The sequence below is a fragment of the Catelliglobosispora koreensis DSM 44566 genome, assembly GCF_000379685.1.
In the GTDB taxonomy this organism is placed as follows: Bacteria; Actinomycetota; Actinomycetes; order Mycobacteriales; family Micromonosporaceae; genus Catelliglobosispora; species Catelliglobosispora koreensis.
The window spans coordinates 230366-246033 of sequence record NZ_KB903283.1 but is presented as its reverse complement, the minus strand read 5'-3'; the positions used below and the strand labels follow the sequence as shown (position 1 = coordinate 246033).

Below are 15668 nucleotides of genomic sequence, written 5' to 3'. Positions count from 1 at the left end.
TCAACAGCTCATGGCGCAACTCAGCGTCCTCCAAACCTTCACCACAGGTTATACCTATGACAATAAATATGTTGAAGGGCCATAGTACTGCGGGACGCCCAAACACGGCGCTAGTATCAGTTCTTTCGCTCGCCAGGTGACGTTCGGTGGCTCCGTCCTATCGCGACCACGGGCGGAGCCCACCGAACTCAGACGATACGCACCTGCGTCACCGCCGTGGCGCTCACCCGGCCGGCTGGTTCGCTCACGGGAAGACCGGTCTGGCGGTCGAGCCGGAACCAGACGACCTCGTTGGACTGCTGGTTGGCGAGATACAGCCAGTTTCCTGACGGATCAATGGTCATGTGGCGTGGCCACGTGCCGCCACACGATGGCGTGGCGATGAGTCTCAGTGAGGCGCCGCCTTGGGAGACCGCGAAAACGGCGACGCTGTTGTGACCGCGGTTGGAAACGTAAACGAACCGCCCATCGCCCGAGACGGCGATTTCGGCCGGATAGTTGCGTGTGGACGGTGGCTCGAGCAATGTGGGCAGTGTTTGCACTGGCGTGAGCACGCCGTCGCGCCACCGGCACACGGCGACGGTCGAGTCCTGCTCGCACGCGACATAAACGAACCGTCCGTGCGGGTGAAACACGAGATGCCGCGGACCCGACCCGGCCTTGAACCGCACGCGCTGTGCTGGCCCGAGTTGACCGGTGCGTGAGTGGAATCTTGAGACGAAAACCGCGTCAACGCCGAGATCAGCCGACAGAATCCACCGGGCGGACGGATCGGTGACCACCTGATGCGTGCGAGCCTGCACCTGGCCTGGTTCGGCGGCGTGCACCTCCGTGTCCGTGATCGAACCGACAGTCCGGTCAGGCAGAATCGCATGCGCCACAACGCTTCCCGTGGTGTAGAGCGAGGTGAACAGATGCCGTCCGCTGGGATGAACGGCCACGTGCACGGGACCCTGGCCAGTGGGCTGACTGTTCGCCAGACGGGGGCGGCCGTGTTCATCCAGGCGGAACGCGCTGACAATCCCATCGGGGACCAATTCGCTTGTGGTATATAGCGATCGCCTGTCTGGTGACAGATCGGCCCACGAGGGATCGGCGACCGCATCGAACCAGTCTTCGATGACTAGCTGTCCGGTAGCTGAGTTGAGCCGCCCCAGCCCGACGCCACCGCCACCGGCCGAGGTGTAACTGCCAAGGTAGACGCGCCTGTGGTGGCCGCCCGCCTGGGCTGGTGCTGATAAGAGTGATGTTCCTGCGATCGCCCCCGCCATTCCCAAGATCTGACGTCTTTGGAATCCCACGTGTGGCCTCCTCGTTTAGGAAACAAACTTTGCTGATGATGCATGAGGGAATAATCTGTGTCCAGGTTCGTAAACCGGTACGAATCAATGTTCGAAAAGGACGATCCCGCGATGACCGACGAACTCTGCGCCCTGGCCCGCGACATCATTGACACCAACCGGTACTTGACCCTGGCCACCGCGGATCACGGTGGTAACCCGTGGGCATCACCGGTGTACTTCGCCAGTGCCGGCTACCGTCAGTTCTACTGGGTGTCCACATTGGACGCCGTGCACTCACTGAACATCGCCGAGCGTCCGCGGGTTGGCATCGTCATCTTCGACTCGACAGTCCCCGCGTACCACGGGCGCGCCGTCTATGTGACGGCTGAGGCCACGTCACTAACCGCCAACGCGCTTGACGAGGGCCTCACCGTCTACCCAGGACCGCCGAGCCGTGGTGGTTCCGCACTGTCCCGTGAGGACGTCACCGGCTCCGCGCCGTACCGGCTTTTCCGCGCGACCGCCTCGGAGCTATCCGTCCTGTGCCCCCGCCCGCCACGCCAGCCCTGCGCACTCCACGGCATCGCCAAAGACCACCGCACCCCCATCACGTGATCGCCGGGTGGTGGGGTCAGCCCTACCGTGGAGGGTCGGAGCAACACTATCGATCCCGTACGCGGCGATGCCTAGCGTCGTTTGCATGGTTGTTGATGACACTCCCGCCCTCGCGGTCGAGGGCCTTACGAAGCGGCACGGATCCGGGGCCGGTGCTGTTGATGCTCTCGTCGGCGTCGACTTGACCTTCGCTCGCGGCACGTTTACGGCCATCATGGGGCCGTCAGGCTCGGGCAAGTCGACTTTCCTCGCGTGTGTCGCGGGGCTGGAGCGGCCGACGTCGGGCCGGGTGCTGCTGGAGGGAACCGACGTCACAGGGTGGGACGAGACGCGGCGGACGCGGATGCGCCGCGACCGGATTGGCTTCGTGTTCCAGGATTTCAGCCTCATTCCGTATCTGACCGCACAAGAGAATGTGGCACTGCCCGCGAAGCTGGCGGGCCGGCGCGCGGAAAAGCAAGCAGTGCAACTGGCTTTAGCCCGCGTGGGCCTCGCGAGCCGGGCGGAACACCTGCCGAGCGCCCTGTCTGGCGGTCAGCAACAGCGCGTCGCTATCGCGCGGGCACTGGTCGCGCAACCGGCCGTCATGCTCGCTGATGAGCCAACGGGGGCGCTCGACAGCGCGACCGCCCGCGAGGTGTTGCGGTTGCTCAGGTCTGCCGTTGACGAACTCGGGCAAACGACGGTGATGGTTACTCACGATCCGCTCGCAGCCTCGTACGCGGACAAGGTTGTGTTCTTGGTCGACGGCCGCGTGGCCGGAAAGATGGCCGCGCCAAGCGTGGACGCGGTCGCCGCGCAGCTGGCTCATCTCGATCAGCTCGTGGGAGCGGGGCGATGAAGGCGCTAGCCGTTCGTTCGCTACGGCACCGTTACCCGGCGGCCGTCGCGACGTTCATAGCCGCATTGCTTGGCACCGCGATGATGGCGTCGTTCGCGACGCTTGTGGAATCGGCCTTTAGCGCGCACGAAGACGATCGCGAGCTTCTCATCATCATGGGCGGCGTCGTTGGCGGCTGGAGCACCGTCATCGTGCTGTTCTCGATCGCCTCGACGGTCGGCATCGTTGCCGAGCAACGCGTTCGCGAGGCTGGTCTATTGCGGACCATTGGCGCGACACCGAAACAGGTGCGTGCGCTGATCGTGTACGAGGCCATGGTGGTAACGCTTTTCGCGGCGGCGGCCGGTGTCGTGGTTGCCCTGGCTGGCGGACCGGCGCTGTTCGATGCGTTGCAGCGCGGCAATCTCATCACGTCGGCGTCGTCATATGACGCGAGCCTGGCTTCGCCATCGATGGCGGCCGGTGTCGTGGTCGTGGTCGGCACGGTCGCGGCTTGGATTTCGTCTCGCCGGGCCACGCGTGGCGCCGCGACCTTCTCGCTGCGGCAGGCAGAGGTGCCGGTGCGGCGGCTGCGCTGGTGGCGGATCCTGTTGGGCGCCTTGCTTATCGCGAGTGGTCTGGCGTCAGCCATCGTCACCATCACGGTTACGGGCAAGGCCACCGACGCTTACGCCGCGATGCAGACGTCGGGATCGGCCTCGATCGTTGCGGGCGTTGGGCTGGCGGCACTGGCTCCCTGGCTTCTGCGCGTGCTGGCGACGCCATTGCGCCCGCTGCTTTCGGGTTCCGGGAGCGGTCACTTGGCCGTGCAGAACCTGACCCGCCGGGCGGGCGTGCTCGCGGGGATGCTCGCGCCGGTGATCGTGTTTGTTTCCACCGCTGTGGGGACGTTGCTGATGGTGGGCATCGACGACCGTACGCTCGCGGCGGCAGGCGATCCCGAGGGAGTGGGCGACACCATCGCGATGATTAACGCTGTCGTCATTGGAATGATCAGCCTGTTCTCCTTGATTATGGTGGTCAATGCCACGGTCGCCGTGGTGGTGCACCGTCGCCCCGAGCTGGACCGGCTCTGGCGGCTGGGGGCGACGGCCCGGCAGCTGCGCACCAGTGTCGTTCTGGAGGCGGTGGTCGTGGCCGTCTTGGGGATCGGCCTGGGGTTGCTGGGCGCGATGGCGACGGCCGTGCCGTATTCGGTCGTCCGCCACGAGGGGCTCGTGCCAAACGGCCAGCTGTGGCTGCCGCCCTTCATCTCGGCCGTGGCGGTGATCGTGACCGCGGGTGCCGCATGGGGCGCGCAGCGCCGGGCAGCTCGGTGAGAGACTTTCCGGTTGTGGAGTCACCGCGAACTTGGCTGGCACCGCTTTCCGCGGTGCCAGCCGGCCTGGGCCAGGCTGGAGCCGCCGAGCGGCTTAGGCTCACCGTGCTGTCGGCTGGCCATGCGCTATTGGGGATTCCGGCGCTCGTGCTGGCACTGCTCATGGTCGGTGCCTTTCCCGCTCTGCTGTCGCTGACCGGTTTCTTCGTGCTGTGGCTGGTGGTGCCGTTGGCGGCGCTGCTGGCCGGAGTGCACCGCAAAGTCGCGGGGCGGCTGCTGGGTGAGACGGTGGTCGCTGATTACGCCGAGACCACTGAGAAAAACCCGTTCACGACGGTGTTCGTGTGGGGCCGCGATCCGGCGCGGTGGCGCGACTTCGCGTTCTGCTGGTTCTCCGGAACAGGTGGCCTGTTGATGTCGCTTATTCCGGTCTTCTTTCTCATCGGGCCAACGGCACACATGATTGTCGGCCTATCGATGGGGAACTGGCTCTGGTTCGCGATCGCGTCTGTCCTGTTAGGACCGTCGCTTTTGGTCTGGTGGTTCGTTACCGTGCCGATCGTGCGGGGCCGGGTGCGTGCCGACAGCGGCATCCTCGACCATTCACGCATCGAGCGCCTGCGCGAGCGGGTGGATGAGGTCGTCCAGTCCCGCTCGGCGACAGTCGATCACAACGAGGCCGAGCTGCGCCGCATCGAGCGTGACTTGCACGATGGCGCCCAGGCGAGGATCGCCGCCACGGGCATGAGCGTTGGCTTGGCCGAGAAGCTGGTACACACCGATCCTGATGCCGCCGTGGAGCTCCTGCGAGAAGCGCGAGACACGACGATCAGCGCGCTAGAGGATCTGCGCACGCTTGTGCGAGGAATTCATCCGCCGGTACTAGCCGATCGTGGCCTAACCGGGGGCATCGAATCCTTGGCTATCCCGATCCCCATCCCGGTCACGGTCGCCCTGAACCTGCCCCGGCTTGCCCCACCGGTCGAGTCGGCGGTCTACTTCGCCGTCGCGGAATGCTTGGCCAACGTCGCCAAACACGCGCGCGCGACGCGGGCCTGGGTGACCGGCGCCTATGACGGCGACATGCTTCGGCTAACGGTCGGCGACGACGGGCGCGGTGGCGCCGACCCGGCTGGCAGCGGTCTGTCGGGCGTCGCCCGGCGGCTGAGCATCTTCGATGGGACGCTTACCGTGATAAGCCCTGAGGGCGAAGGAACCGAAGTGCGCATGGAGGTGCGGTGCCGGGCACGATGAGGGCGCTCGTCGCGGAAGACCAGACGTTGCTGCGCGTGGGTCTGGTTAGGATCCTCGAAGCCAGCGGCATCAGTGTCGTCGCCGCCGTCAGCACGGCTGACACCTTGGCGGAAGCTTTGACACGCAACGACTTGGACGTCGCGATCGTTGACATCCGCATGCCCCCAACGTTCACGACCGAGGGCCTTGAAGCGGTCATCCACGCGCGCTCAACGCGGCCACATCTGCCGGTGCTCATGCTGAGCCAATACGTCGAGCCGCTGTACGCACGCGAACTGCTCGCGGGCGGCACAGGTTCCGTGGGCTATCTGCTCAAGGACCGTGTCGTGGACGTCGATGGCTTCGTGGCGGCGGTCCGCCAAGTCGCCGCCGGCGGCACGGTCCTCGACCCGGAGGTCGTGGCCGGACTGGTCAGTGCCCGCCCCATGGATCGCTTGACGGACCGTGAGCGGGACGTGCTGACCCTCATCGCGGAAGGCCGGTCAAACGCCGCCATCGCCAATCGCCTCTACGTCACGGAGAAGGCGGTCGATAAGCACATCAACAACATCTTCACCAAACTCGACCTCCCGCCCGCACCCGACGACAACCGCCGCGTCCTTGCCGTCCTCGCCTGGCTCAACACCGCCTGAGTGCGTGACAGGAGGGCTCGATGGGGGTCCAATTGAACCGTGGGGTTAGCCGCTGAGCTAGACCGCGCGCGTGACGCCTACCGGCGGCAGGCGTGGGCTGATGCGTGCACCGCCTTCGCGGCGGCTGACGCCGGGGATCCACTGAGCGTGGACGACTTGGAAAAGCTGGCGGAATGTGCGCAGATGCTGGGCCGGGGTGAGCAAACGGCGCAGGTGCTGCGGCGGGCCTATCAAGCACGAGCTGACGCGAAAGAGCTGGGCGCGGCGGTGCGGTGTGCCTACTGGCTGCAAGACGCGATGGCGATGACGGGCGATTACGCCCAAGCGGCCGCCTGGCTTACCAGGGCTTCCAAGCTGACAGAGAACGAACCAGGCTGTGGCGAGCGTGGATACCTGCTCGTGCCGTAGGCGGATAGCGCCGTACGGCAGGGCGACACCGCCACGGCGTTTGAGCTCGCCGGGCAGGCGCTCGAGCTGGGCCTGCGGTGCGGGGATCAGAATTTGGTCACGCTCGCGATCCACCTTCAGGGGCGCAGCCGCATCAAGCAGGGCTGGGTCGAAGAAGGGCTGGCGCTCCTCGATGAGGCGATGGTCAGTGTGGTCGGCGGAGAACTCGATCCGCGCGTGCGAGGACTGGTTTATTGCACCGTCATCGATACCTGCTATGAGTTCTATGAACTGCGCCGTGCCCGGGAGTGGACCAACGCGCTAAACCTTTGGTGCGACGAGAGACCACAGTTCACTGGTGCCTATTCGGGGATCTGCCGGGTTCACCGGGCGGAGCTGCTGCAGCTCGGCGGTGACTGGCCGCACGCGATCCGCGAGGCCGAGCTCGCTTGCGACGCGCTGACGAAAGGATTCGCCGAGATCGCGGCGGGCAGCGCCTTCTATCAGCTCGCCGAAGTACGCCGGTTACGTGGCGAAACGAAAGAGGCCACCGAGCTTTACCAGACCGCCAGCCGTTACGGGCGCGATGCCCAGCCCGGCCTGGCTTTGCTGCGCCTGTCACAGGGCAAGACCGACACGGCCGCGGCCGCCATTGGGCGTGCCCTGTCGGAGGCGGCCGAGGTGCTGGACCGCGCTAGGCTGCTTCCCGCCTACGTCGAGATCATGCTGGCAGCCGAGCAGCTCGACGAGGCCAGGAAAGGCGCCGGGGAACTGGCTGAAATCGCTGAGCGCTATGACACCACCGCGTTGCAAGCCCATGCGGCGCACGCGCGCGGCGCGGTGCAGCTGGCCGAAGGAAATCCAGCCGTCGCGCTTGGCGCGCTGAGGAAAGCGTGGTCGTTGTGGCGCGACCTTGATGTGCCCTATGAATCCGCGCGGATCCGCATCCTGGTCAGCCAAGCCTGCGGCGAGCTGGGCGACGATGACACCGCCGCGATGGAACTCGACGCGGCCCGTCACATCCTGCAAACGCTCGGCGCGGCACCAGAATTGGCCCGTATCGAGGCGCTAAGCCGTAAGGCGGCCCGTCCCAACGCCTCGGGCCTGACCGGCCGGGAACTAGAAGTGCTCCGGCTGGTCGCCTCTGGCAAGAGCAATCAGGCTATCGCCGCGGAGCTGTTCCTCAGCGAGAAGACCGTCGCCCGGCACCTGAGCAACATCTTCGGCAAACTGAACGTCTCCTCGCGCACCGCGGCGGCTGCCCACGCCTTCGACAACGGCTTGCTATGAGCATTTCTACCCATACCCGCCCCACGGCCGGTTGGGTACTTCTCCCGAAGCTCCACATGTGTCCGCACGCCTAGCGTCAAAGGCGTCAGGAGAAGGAGCTACGAGGGAGGCCAGCGATGGACGCGAGTGTTCCCATCATCGCGGGGTCTGTCTCGACAGCGATTTTCGCGGCAAGCATGATGCCCATGCTGTGGAAAGCGGCCCGGACAAAGGATCTGAGTTCCTACAGCTTCGGCAACATCGTGCTGGCCAACGTGGGCAACGCCATTCATTCGGTGTACGTGTTCCATCTGCCCGCGGGCCCGGTCTGGGCGTTGCACGCCTTCTACCTGGTGTCGACCGCGCTGATGCTGACGTGGTATCTGCGTTTCGCCGCATCGAGGAGGAGAAATGTCCGCCAGGCACCTCGAAACCGTGATTATCGGCGCCGGCCAGGCAGGACTGGCCACGGGCTATCACCTGTCCAGGCAAGGCCGTCAGTTCGTCATTCTGGACGCGCAGCGGCGCGTGGGGGACAACTGGCGCCGGCACTGGGAAACCATGCGCCTCTACAGTCCGGCGCGTTATGATGGCCTGCCCGGCATGCCGTTTCCGGCACCGGACTGGGCCTATCCCACTAAAGACGAAGTCGGCGATTTCCTTGAGGAATACGCCAGCCGCTTCCAGTTAGGCGTCCAAAGCGGAGTGACGGTTCAGCGCGTGACCAAACAGGACGGCCACTTCCTGATCGAAGCAGGCGAGCACACGTTCACCGCCGACAACGTCGTCGTCGCGTCGGGTACGTTTGGAAAGCCCTATACACCAGTCTTTTCCCAAGAGCTCGACCCAGCTATCGTGCAGCTGCACTCGAGTCAATACAAAGGAGTCTCGCAGCTAGCCGAAGGCCCAGTCCTGGTCGTGGGGGCATCGCACTCGGGCGGGGACATCGCGTTTGAAGCGGCGAAGGCGGGTCACCCCACCGTGCTGTGTGGCCGCGACACCGGGCAGGTTCCGTTCAAGCTCGACAGTCCACAGATACGGCTGATGTTTCCCGTGCTGTGGTTCGTTTGGGACAAGGTGCTCACGATGAGTACCCCCATGGGCCGCAAGATGCGTGAAGATGTGCGTCACCACGGTGGTCCACTGCTGCGCGTGAAGAAGGCAGATCTGGCGACCGCTGGCGTTGAGCGGGTTACCGATCGCGTCACGGGTGTCCAGAAGGGACAGCCGGTGCTCGGTGACGATCGTCAGCTGGATGTCGCCAATGTGGTGTGGTGCACCGGTTTCCGGCAGAACTTCAGCTGGATTGACCTGCCGGTGATGGGGGAGGACGGCTGGCCGGTGGAGGAACGGGGCGTGGTGCCTTCGGCTCCGGGGCTCTACTTCACCGGTTTGTCGTTCCAGCGCGGGTTCACTTCGATGCTGATCGGTGGCGCGGGCAAGGATGCCGAGCACGTCGCCAATCACATCGTCGCCAACGCGAAAACCGCGCCAGTCCCGGTTTCGTGATCCGGAGACGCCAAAAGAGCCGGTGCTAGCACCGGCTCTTTTGGCTGTGGTTCAGGCTTTTTCTGGCTGTCCGCCCAGGGCACGGGCCGCGACCACGAGACCCGCGGTCACCAGGACGATGTCCTTGAGGACGTATTGGCCTTCAAGCGTTGGCGCGCCAGGGAACAGGTCGCCGGTGAACAGGACTAGCGGCGACATGATGCCAACCATCGAGACTGCCAGCACCGTCAGGCCGGTACGCAGGAACTTTCCCGTGATAAGGGTTAGCCCGATGAAGCACTCCGCGGCGGCGGTGATCAGCAGCGCGGTCGTTCCCGGAACGAGGCCGAACGAAAGCTTGTCGAAGGTGCGGATGACCAGCTCCTGTGCTGGACTGGCGCCCGGGACGAACTTCAGAGCGCCGAAAATGAAGAACACGAGCCCGAGGCTGATGCGCAGCAGCGTCACGCTGTAGCGGTCCAGCCAGCCGGCCAGGTTGTTGTTTACCTTCTGCATCTGCATCGTCATGTCGGTCATGCCACAAAGCTTTCGCCGTAAAGGGCTTTGGCGAATCCGGCCGGGGGCGGCTGTTTGCCTACCGCCGCGGGCGCGGTGCGGGCACACCGGCATCGTGGCTGAGGCGGCCCACGTACGCTGCACGACGTATGGCACGGGTCGCTTGCCGGCCGACGCCATCCGCGCCGACGTGGGGGAACCTTGACGACATGAAGCGTTACGTGACCGATGGACTTCTGGCGTTGCTGCTCGTCGTGCCAGCTTTGTTTGGCTCGTTCGCGACGCAGGAAGGCGGCGGGCCGTCTCGCCCGCTCGACGCTTTCGGCATAGCGCTCATCGTTGGCTGCTGTCTGGTGCTGGCGGTGCGCCGGCGTTGGCCGGTCGCGACAATGCTCGCTTCAGCCACGACGTGCATGGTGTACCTGGTCGTGCCGTACACCTACGGGCCTATCTTCTTCGTGCTGACCATCGCGGTCTACTCGGCTGGCCGTTATGGCCAGCTGAACCGGGCGCTTGCCGCCGCGGGTGTTTCTGTCTTGCTGCTGGTGACGCACGTGTTCACCGGCGCGTCTGGGCTGCCTGGTTTCTACGGCGTGATTCCGGCGGTGGCCTGGATCGCCGTGCCCTTCTCCGTTGGCGTGGCGGTGCGGCTGGTCAAGGAGGCCAGGCAGCGCGACCGGGCCGAGCTGATCCGCCAGCATGTCGATGATGAGCGGCTGCGCGTGGCGCAGGAGGTGCACGACGTGGTCGCACACGGTTTGGCCGCTATAAAGATGCAGGCCGATGTGGCTTTGCACGTGTTCGCGAAGAAGCCGGAGCAGGCGACGGTCGCCTTGGAGGCGATCAGCAGAACCAGTGGTGTGGCGCTGGAAGAACTGCGGATGGCACTGGCGACAGTGCGTGCCCCGGCCGCGAGCACGCCAGGTTTGGAGCAGGTGCCGGGGATCGTGGAACGGATGATGGAAGCGGGCCTGCGGGTCAATCTGCGGGTGAACGGGCAAAGGCCGGCGCTGCCACCGGTTACTGACCTTTATGGGTACAGGGTGGTGCAGGAATCGCTGACCAATGTGCTGCGGCACGCTGGTGCCAGCGAGGCGGCCGTGACGATCGACTACGCCCCGGAGACGGTCAGCATCACGGTAACCAACCCCGTCGGCCGCGTGTCAGGCAGCAGCGGCAGCGGCTCGGGCATCAACGGCATGCGCCAGCGCGTCGAGGCGGTCGGCGGAGAGTTCTCGGCCGGGAAGGTATCGTCGGACCGATTCGAGGTGCGGGCGATCCTGCCGCTGGGAGGAACAGCATGATCAACGTCATGATCGTTGACGACCAAGATTTGGTACGCCTCGGACTGCGCGTTCTGATCGACAACGAAGACGAGATGACCTGTGTCGGCGAGGCCTCCGATGGTCTCGCAGCGATTGAGACAGCACAGGCGGTCACGCCCGACGTGATCCTGATGGACATCCGGATGCCCGGTGTCGACGGTCTGCAAGCGACACAGCGCATCACCGCTGACCCCAAGCTCAGCGGCGCCAAGGTAATCGTCCTGACCACGTTTGAGCACGACCAATACGTGTTCGACGCACTCCGTTATGGCGCAAGCGGTTTCCTGCTCAAGGACACCAAACCCGCTGACCTGCTTCAGGCCATCCGGCTGGTGGCTGACGGAGCGGCACTGCTGTCCCCGACGGTCACGCGCCGGCTGGTGCAGGAGTTCGTGTCCAGTTCGCCCCGGCCGCTCAAGCCACACCCCAACCTGGGCACGCTCACGGAACGCGAGCGCGAGATCGTGGCACTGGTCGCCGAGGGCATGAACAACGACGAGATCGCCGCGCAGCTGGTCGTCAGCCCGGCGACCGCGCGCACCCATGTCAGCCGGGCCATGACCAAACTCGGTGCCCGGGACCGGGCCCAGCTGGTGGTGTTCGCTTACCAGTCAGGCCTCGCCCGCTGACCCAATGTCGTGATTAGATCGTTGGGTGCAGATCTCTTCGCCTTCGCCACTGGATCCGCCCGCCGATCAGGCGCACTGGGTCGAGCGTGCCGCCGCGCTAGCTGAAGTCTTCGCCTCGCGGGCCGCCGAGCTTGATGAGAGCGCCCAGCTGCCCGTGGAGAATTTGAGTGAACTGCACGCGGCAGGTTTCGACTTGGCCTGGCTGCCGGAAAGCTATGGTGGCCAAGGCCTTTCATGGCTCACCTTCGGCAAGGTGCTCACGCTGGTCGCGAAGGCCTGCCCGTCGACGGCGACGATCTGGCTGATGCACCTGGGCGCGGCTTATGGCCTGGTGCACATGAACGAACCGGAGGCCGCACGGTTCTTCGCCGGTGAGCTGGCCGCCGGAAAGCGTTTCGCCAACGCGCTTTCTGAGCCCACGGGCGGCAACTTGTTCCTCATGCCACTGCAAACGGCTGAGCCGGCCGAAGGCGGCTTCGTGCTCGATGGGGCGAAGCGGTTCGTCTCCGGCTGCGAGATCGCCGACTACCTGCTCGTCAATGCGCTTGTGGACGGTGTGCCAGCGTTCTTTGGCCTGTCGCCCGACGACACGCTCAAGCTGATTCCGATCTGGGACAGCGTCGGCTTGCGCGCCACGCGCAGCCAGCTGATCTCGTTCACCGGCACCCTGCTGCCCGCCGATCGCAGGTGCACCAGGCAAACGGATGAGCCCAACCCGATCCCGGTGGGGCTGCCGTTCCTGTCCATCGGCGTCGCCGAGGCCGCTCTGGAAGCGTTGCAACATCACGCGATGAGCCGCGTCATTCCGACGACCGGTGAACCTCTGGCCAACATGCAGTGGGTCCAATTTGGAGCCGCCACCGAGTTCGTCAAGCTGCGCGCCGCGACATTGCTGGCCGCGCAGACCGCCTGGCTGGGCGACCAGCGCTCACCGCTGGTCAACCCAACCTCTCTGGAGGCCAAACTGCTGGCCAACGAGGTGGCCAAAGATGTTGCCGCGCTAGGGGTCAAGGTCGGTGGGGGATCGGGCTATCTGAAGACCTCACCGATTCAGCGCCATTTCCGCGATGCCCAAGCCGGAGCCCTTATGGCGTACTCAGCTGAGGTGTGCCAAGCCGAAATCGGCAAAACCCTGCTGACGCCTTAGGCCGCCGAACCGCCAGCGGCCAGCCGCATCAGGTCCGAGTTGAGGTCGATGGACACCTCGGTGCCTCCCGCGCTGCCGAACTCGTGCTGATAGCTCTGCCAGGATTCGTCGCGCACCTTGGTGGCGAAGCCGCTTTCCATGAGGAGCAACAGTTCGATCGCCGCCCGGTCCAGGCGACGGCCCAATGACGGGTCGTTCCAGTCCTCGGGGGCGGTGAACACCGACGTCGGCACGGTCAATGCCCGCATGTAGGCGAAAAGCGACCGCAACTGCTCGTCGAGCACCAGCGCATGCCGGGCCGTCCCGGCAGTCGCGGCGACAATGACCGGCTTGGCGATGAGCAGATCGTTGTCGAGCACTTGGAAGAACGAGGTGAGCAGACCGCTGGGGCCGGCCTTGTAGACGGGGGTGCTGACGATGAGCCCGTCGGCTTCGCCAAGCACCGTCACGGCTTGCTGCAGCTTAGGCCCGGTCAGCTGGGAGATCAGCGCTGTCGTGATTTCTGTCGCGAGCTGCCGCAGATCGATGACCTCGACGGTGACACTGCCGTCCCGCTGCCCGGCCAGGGCGCCCACGCGCTGCGCGAGCCGGTCGGCCAGCAGCCGCGTCGAGGACGGATCGCTGGTTCCGGCCGAGACGACGGCGAGCTTGAATGGCTTGTCCATGCTATGAATTCCGTTCTGGGGAAACTAGTTTGCGGCACAGCGTTTCCAGCTGGCCCAACTCGGTGGGGGACAGGTGGGCGGCGACCTCCCGCGCGACACTGCGAGCGTGCCGCCTGCCGATGCCGCGCTGCTTTTCAAGCCCAGCAACGGTTAAGGACAGCAAAACGATGCGGCCATCGGCGGGGTCGGCCGACCGGTGGATCAGATCGCGCTCGGCCAGCCGGTCCACCATCCGCGATAGGGCCGGCTGGCTGAGCAGAACGTGCTTGTGCAACTCCCTGATGCTGATCGGCTCGGGGCATTTGGAAAGCGTGTACAGGACGTCGTACTCCCGCATGGAAAGGTCTTGCCAAATGTCCTCGGCCGCGAACTTCTTCATCGTCACGGCATAGGCGGACATGAGGGCCTCCCAGGCGTGGTTAGCCAGCCGGGCTTCGCGGGCCATCAGCCCTCCCCGGTGATGGCGTCCTGGTAGGGCGAGGATCCGGCGAGGTTGTCGCCGCGGTTGGCGTTCGGGCGGGCCTGACGCGGCTCGGCCTCACCGTAGGCCGCCTTGACCAGCGACGCGTGCGTGGGCGCGTCTGACACCTCGGGATCGCGAAGAGCGGCAAGCTCCTTGCGCAACACCGGGACGACCAGTTCACCCAGCAGGTCCAGCTGGTTCAGCACGGTCTTCAACGGCAAGCCGGCGTGGTCCATCAGGAACAGCTGCCGCTGATAGTCGCCAAAGGACTCCCGGAATGTGAGCGTCTTGTCGATGACCTCCTGCGGGCTGCCCACCGACAACGGGGTCATCTTCATGAAGTCCTCCATCGACGGGCCGTGCCCATAGACCGGAGCCTCATTGAAGTAGGGCCGGAACTCGCGGATGGCGTCCTGGGACTTGGGTGCGATGTAGGCCTGCCCGCCGAGCCCGACGATCGCCTGCTTCGGCGTGCCGTGGCCATAGTGAGCGAAACGCTTGCGGTAGAAGTCAATCAGCCGCATGTAGTGCTCCTTGGGCCAGAAGATGTTGTTGGCGAAGAAGCCGTTGCCGTAGAAGGCCGCCTGTTCGGCGATCTCGGGCGTGCGGATGGAACCGTGCCACACGAACGGCGGCACCCCGTCAAGCGGCCGCGGGGTGGAGGTGAAGCCCTGCAACGCCGTGCGGTACTTGCCTTCCCAGTCCACGACGTCTTCGCGCCAGAGCCGGTGCAGCAGGTTGTAGTTCTCCAGCGCGAGCGGCAGCCCTTCGCGGATGTCCTGGCCGAACCAGGGATAGACCGGAGCCGTGTTTCCGCGCCCGAGCATGAGGTCCACGCGGCCCTTGGACAGGTGCTGCAGCATGGCGTATTCCTCGGCGAGGCGCACCGGGTCATTCGTGGTGATCAGAGTGGTCGCCGTGGACACGATCAGGCGGGACGTGTTCGCCGCGATGTACGACAGCAGTGTCGTGGGCGAGGAGGAGAAGAACGGCGGATTGTGGTGCTCGCCGATCGCGAACACGTCGAGCCCGACCTCTTCGGTCTTCTTCGCGATGCGCACGATGGCGTCAATCCGCTCGGCCTCGCTGGGCGTATAGCCCGAGACCGGGTCACGGGTGATGTCACTGACGGAAAACACACCGAACTGCACGGCACACCTTCTTCTAAGTTATATGCGTTTGCATACAGCTTAACCATGGTGCCGGCCCCGTTATTCCGCACCCGTCCCGGCGATCTTTGTGGCCATGACGCGGCCGTGACGCGCCCGTGACCGCGGTGGGCAACCTTTCGCCATGCGAATCAAATCCCTGCTCGCGGCGTTGGGCCTGAGCCTCGCCGCCGTGCTCGTGCCCTCGGCCGCGCACGCGGTCATCGTCGACATCGACTACTTCAAGATCACGGCGCAGCACGCCGATTTCGGCGATGGCAACCTGGGCAACATCTCCGGCCGGCCGACTCAGGACGGTGAGCTGGAGTGGGACCTGACGGCAGGTGTCTACACCCCGCGCCTGGACGGCAAGGTCTGGATCAACAACTCCGCGGACTCATGTGTGCGGCTACAGCTCGTCTACGCGGTGTCCAACGCCGCCGACCCCACGCACACGACCGGCACTTGGTGCGCCCCCGACGGCGGCACCTGGTATGGCTGGGTGAGCTTCGCCCCGTTCGCCAGCGCCTACATCACTCAGGTGACGGTGAAGCTGCAATTCCAGGAAGAGCCGGGCGGCCCGTGGGTGACCGTCGGCCAGTCGGCGTGGATTCCCACCTAGGCCCATCCGCCCCGCCAACCGGCACCGGGCCGCGTGCAAACGCGACCCGGTGCCAGACTCGACTCT

General features: G+C 65.3%; 17 protein-coding genes. 12 read left to right on the top strand and 5 right to left on the bottom strand.

Features of this window, described 5'->3' with window-relative positions; all coding sequences use genetic code 11:
* Positions 1–188: 188 nt before the first annotated feature.
* Complete coding sequence (locus tag A3E1_RS42245) at positions 189–1301, bottom strand: lactonase family protein (protein WP_040391870.1); 1113 nt, start codon at positions 1299–1301, stop codon at positions 189–191.
* A 57-nt stretch (positions 1302–1358) separates the two neighbouring features.
* Between A3E1_RS42245 and A3E1_RS0126800 the strand changes: the two genes are divergently transcribed.
* From A3E1_RS0126800 to A3E1_RS0126765, 8 genes are all read left to right on the top strand, one after another.
* Positions 1359–1898: a pyridoxamine 5'-phosphate oxidase family protein gene (locus A3E1_RS0126800; protein ID WP_245571382.1), complete on the top strand. Its 540-nt coding sequence runs from the start codon at positions 1359–1361 to the stop codon at positions 1896–1898.
* An 85-nt stretch (positions 1899–1983) separates the two neighbouring features.
* Complete coding sequence (locus A3E1_RS0126795; protein WP_020523873.1) at positions 1984–2739, top strand: ABC transporter ATP-binding protein; 756 nt, start codon at positions 1984–1986, stop codon at positions 2737–2739.
* Positions 2736–4058, top strand: coding sequence for an FtsX-like permease family protein (locus A3E1_RS0126790; RefSeq protein ID WP_020523872.1), 1323 nt, complete (start codon positions 2736–2738; stop codon positions 4056–4058). The genes A3E1_RS0126795 and A3E1_RS0126790 overlap by 4 nt, the downstream gene beginning before the upstream one ends.
* 14 nt (positions 4059–4072) lie before the next feature.
* Positions 4073–5311, top strand: a complete 1239-nt coding sequence (locus A3E1_RS0126785) for a sensor histidine kinase (RefSeq protein ID WP_040391986.1) — start codon at positions 4073–4075, stop codon at positions 5309–5311.
* Complete coding sequence (locus A3E1_RS0126780; RefSeq protein WP_026208877.1) at positions 5308–5943, top strand: response regulator transcription factor; 636 nt, start codon at positions 5308–5310, stop codon at positions 5941–5943. Before A3E1_RS0126785 ends, A3E1_RS0126780 begins: the two co-directional genes overlap by 4 nt.
* Before the next feature lie 39 nt (positions 5944–5982).
* The gene (locus A3E1_RS48040; RefSeq protein ID WP_020523869.1) at positions 5983–6351 is read left to right on the top strand and encodes a hypothetical protein; all 369 of its coding nucleotides are present in this window, start codon (positions 5983–5985) and stop codon (positions 6349–6351) included.
* Between the two features lie 93 nt (positions 6352–6444).
* Positions 6445–7620: a helix-turn-helix transcriptional regulator gene (locus A3E1_RS42240; protein ID WP_020523868.1), complete on the top strand. Its 1176-nt coding sequence runs from the start codon at positions 6445–6447 to the stop codon at positions 7618–7620.
* 390 nt (positions 7621–8010) lie between these two features.
* Positions 8011–9108, top strand: a complete 1098-nt coding sequence (locus A3E1_RS0126765) for a flavin-containing monooxygenase (protein ID WP_020523866.1) — start codon at positions 8011–8013, stop codon at positions 9106–9108.
* 51 nt (positions 9109–9159) lie between these two features.
* On the opposite strand, the gene A3E1_RS0126760 is transcribed toward A3E1_RS0126765, so the two are convergent.
* The gene (locus A3E1_RS0126760; protein ID WP_020523865.1) at positions 9160–9624 is read right to left on the bottom strand and encodes a DoxX family protein; all 465 of its coding nucleotides are present in this window, start codon (positions 9622–9624) and stop codon (positions 9160–9162) included.
* A 188-nt stretch (positions 9625–9812) separates the two neighbouring features.
* Here A3E1_RS0126760 and A3E1_RS0126755 point away from each other — a divergent pair, with 188 nt between their 5' ends.
* From A3E1_RS0126755 to A3E1_RS0126745, 3 genes are read left to right on the top strand one after another with little or no spacing between them, the layout of a single operon-like run.
* Complete coding sequence (locus A3E1_RS0126755; protein ID WP_040391868.1) at positions 9813–10907, top strand: sensor histidine kinase; 1095 nt, start codon at positions 9813–9815, stop codon at positions 10905–10907.
* Positions 10904–11557 (top strand): response regulator, encoded by a 654-nt coding sequence (locus A3E1_RS0126750; protein WP_020523863.1) that lies wholly within the window; start codon positions 10904–10906, stop codon positions 11555–11557. Before A3E1_RS0126755 ends, A3E1_RS0126750 begins: the two co-directional genes overlap by 4 nt.
* 25 nt (positions 11558–11582) lie before the next feature.
* Positions 11583–12704 (top strand): acyl-CoA dehydrogenase family protein, encoded by a 1122-nt coding sequence (locus tag A3E1_RS0126745; protein ID WP_020523862.1) that lies wholly within the window; start codon positions 11583–11585, stop codon positions 12702–12704.
* On the opposite strand, the gene A3E1_RS0126740 is transcribed toward A3E1_RS0126745, so the two are convergent.
* From A3E1_RS0126740 to A3E1_RS0126730, 3 genes are read right to left on the bottom strand one after another with little or no spacing between them, the layout of a single operon-like run.
* Positions 12701–13369 carry a CE1759 family FMN reductase gene (locus A3E1_RS0126740; RefSeq protein WP_020523861.1) on the bottom strand — a complete coding sequence of 223 codons (669 nt, stop codon included), beginning with the start codon at positions 13367–13369 and terminating at the stop codon, positions 12701–12703. The two genes, A3E1_RS0126745 and A3E1_RS0126740, sit on opposite strands and share 4 nt — an antisense overlap.
* Before the next feature lies 1 nt (position 13370).
* Positions 13371–13814 (bottom strand): MarR family winged helix-turn-helix transcriptional regulator, encoded by a 444-nt coding sequence (locus tag A3E1_RS0126735; RefSeq protein ID WP_020523860.1) that lies wholly within the window; start codon positions 13812–13814, stop codon positions 13371–13373.
* Positions 13814–14983 carry an LLM class flavin-dependent oxidoreductase gene (locus A3E1_RS0126730; protein ID WP_020523859.1) on the bottom strand — a complete coding sequence of 390 codons (1170 nt, stop codon included), beginning with the start codon at positions 14981–14983 and terminating at the stop codon, positions 13814–13816. Before A3E1_RS0126730 ends, A3E1_RS0126735 begins: the two co-directional genes overlap by 1 nt.
* Before the next feature lie 142 nt (positions 14984–15125).
* Between A3E1_RS0126730 and A3E1_RS0126725 the strand changes: the two genes are divergently transcribed.
* Entirely contained in the window at positions 15126–15602 is a 477-nt protein-coding gene (locus A3E1_RS0126725) for a hypothetical protein (RefSeq protein WP_020523858.1), read from the top strand.
* Positions 15603–15668 lie beyond the last annotated feature (66 nt).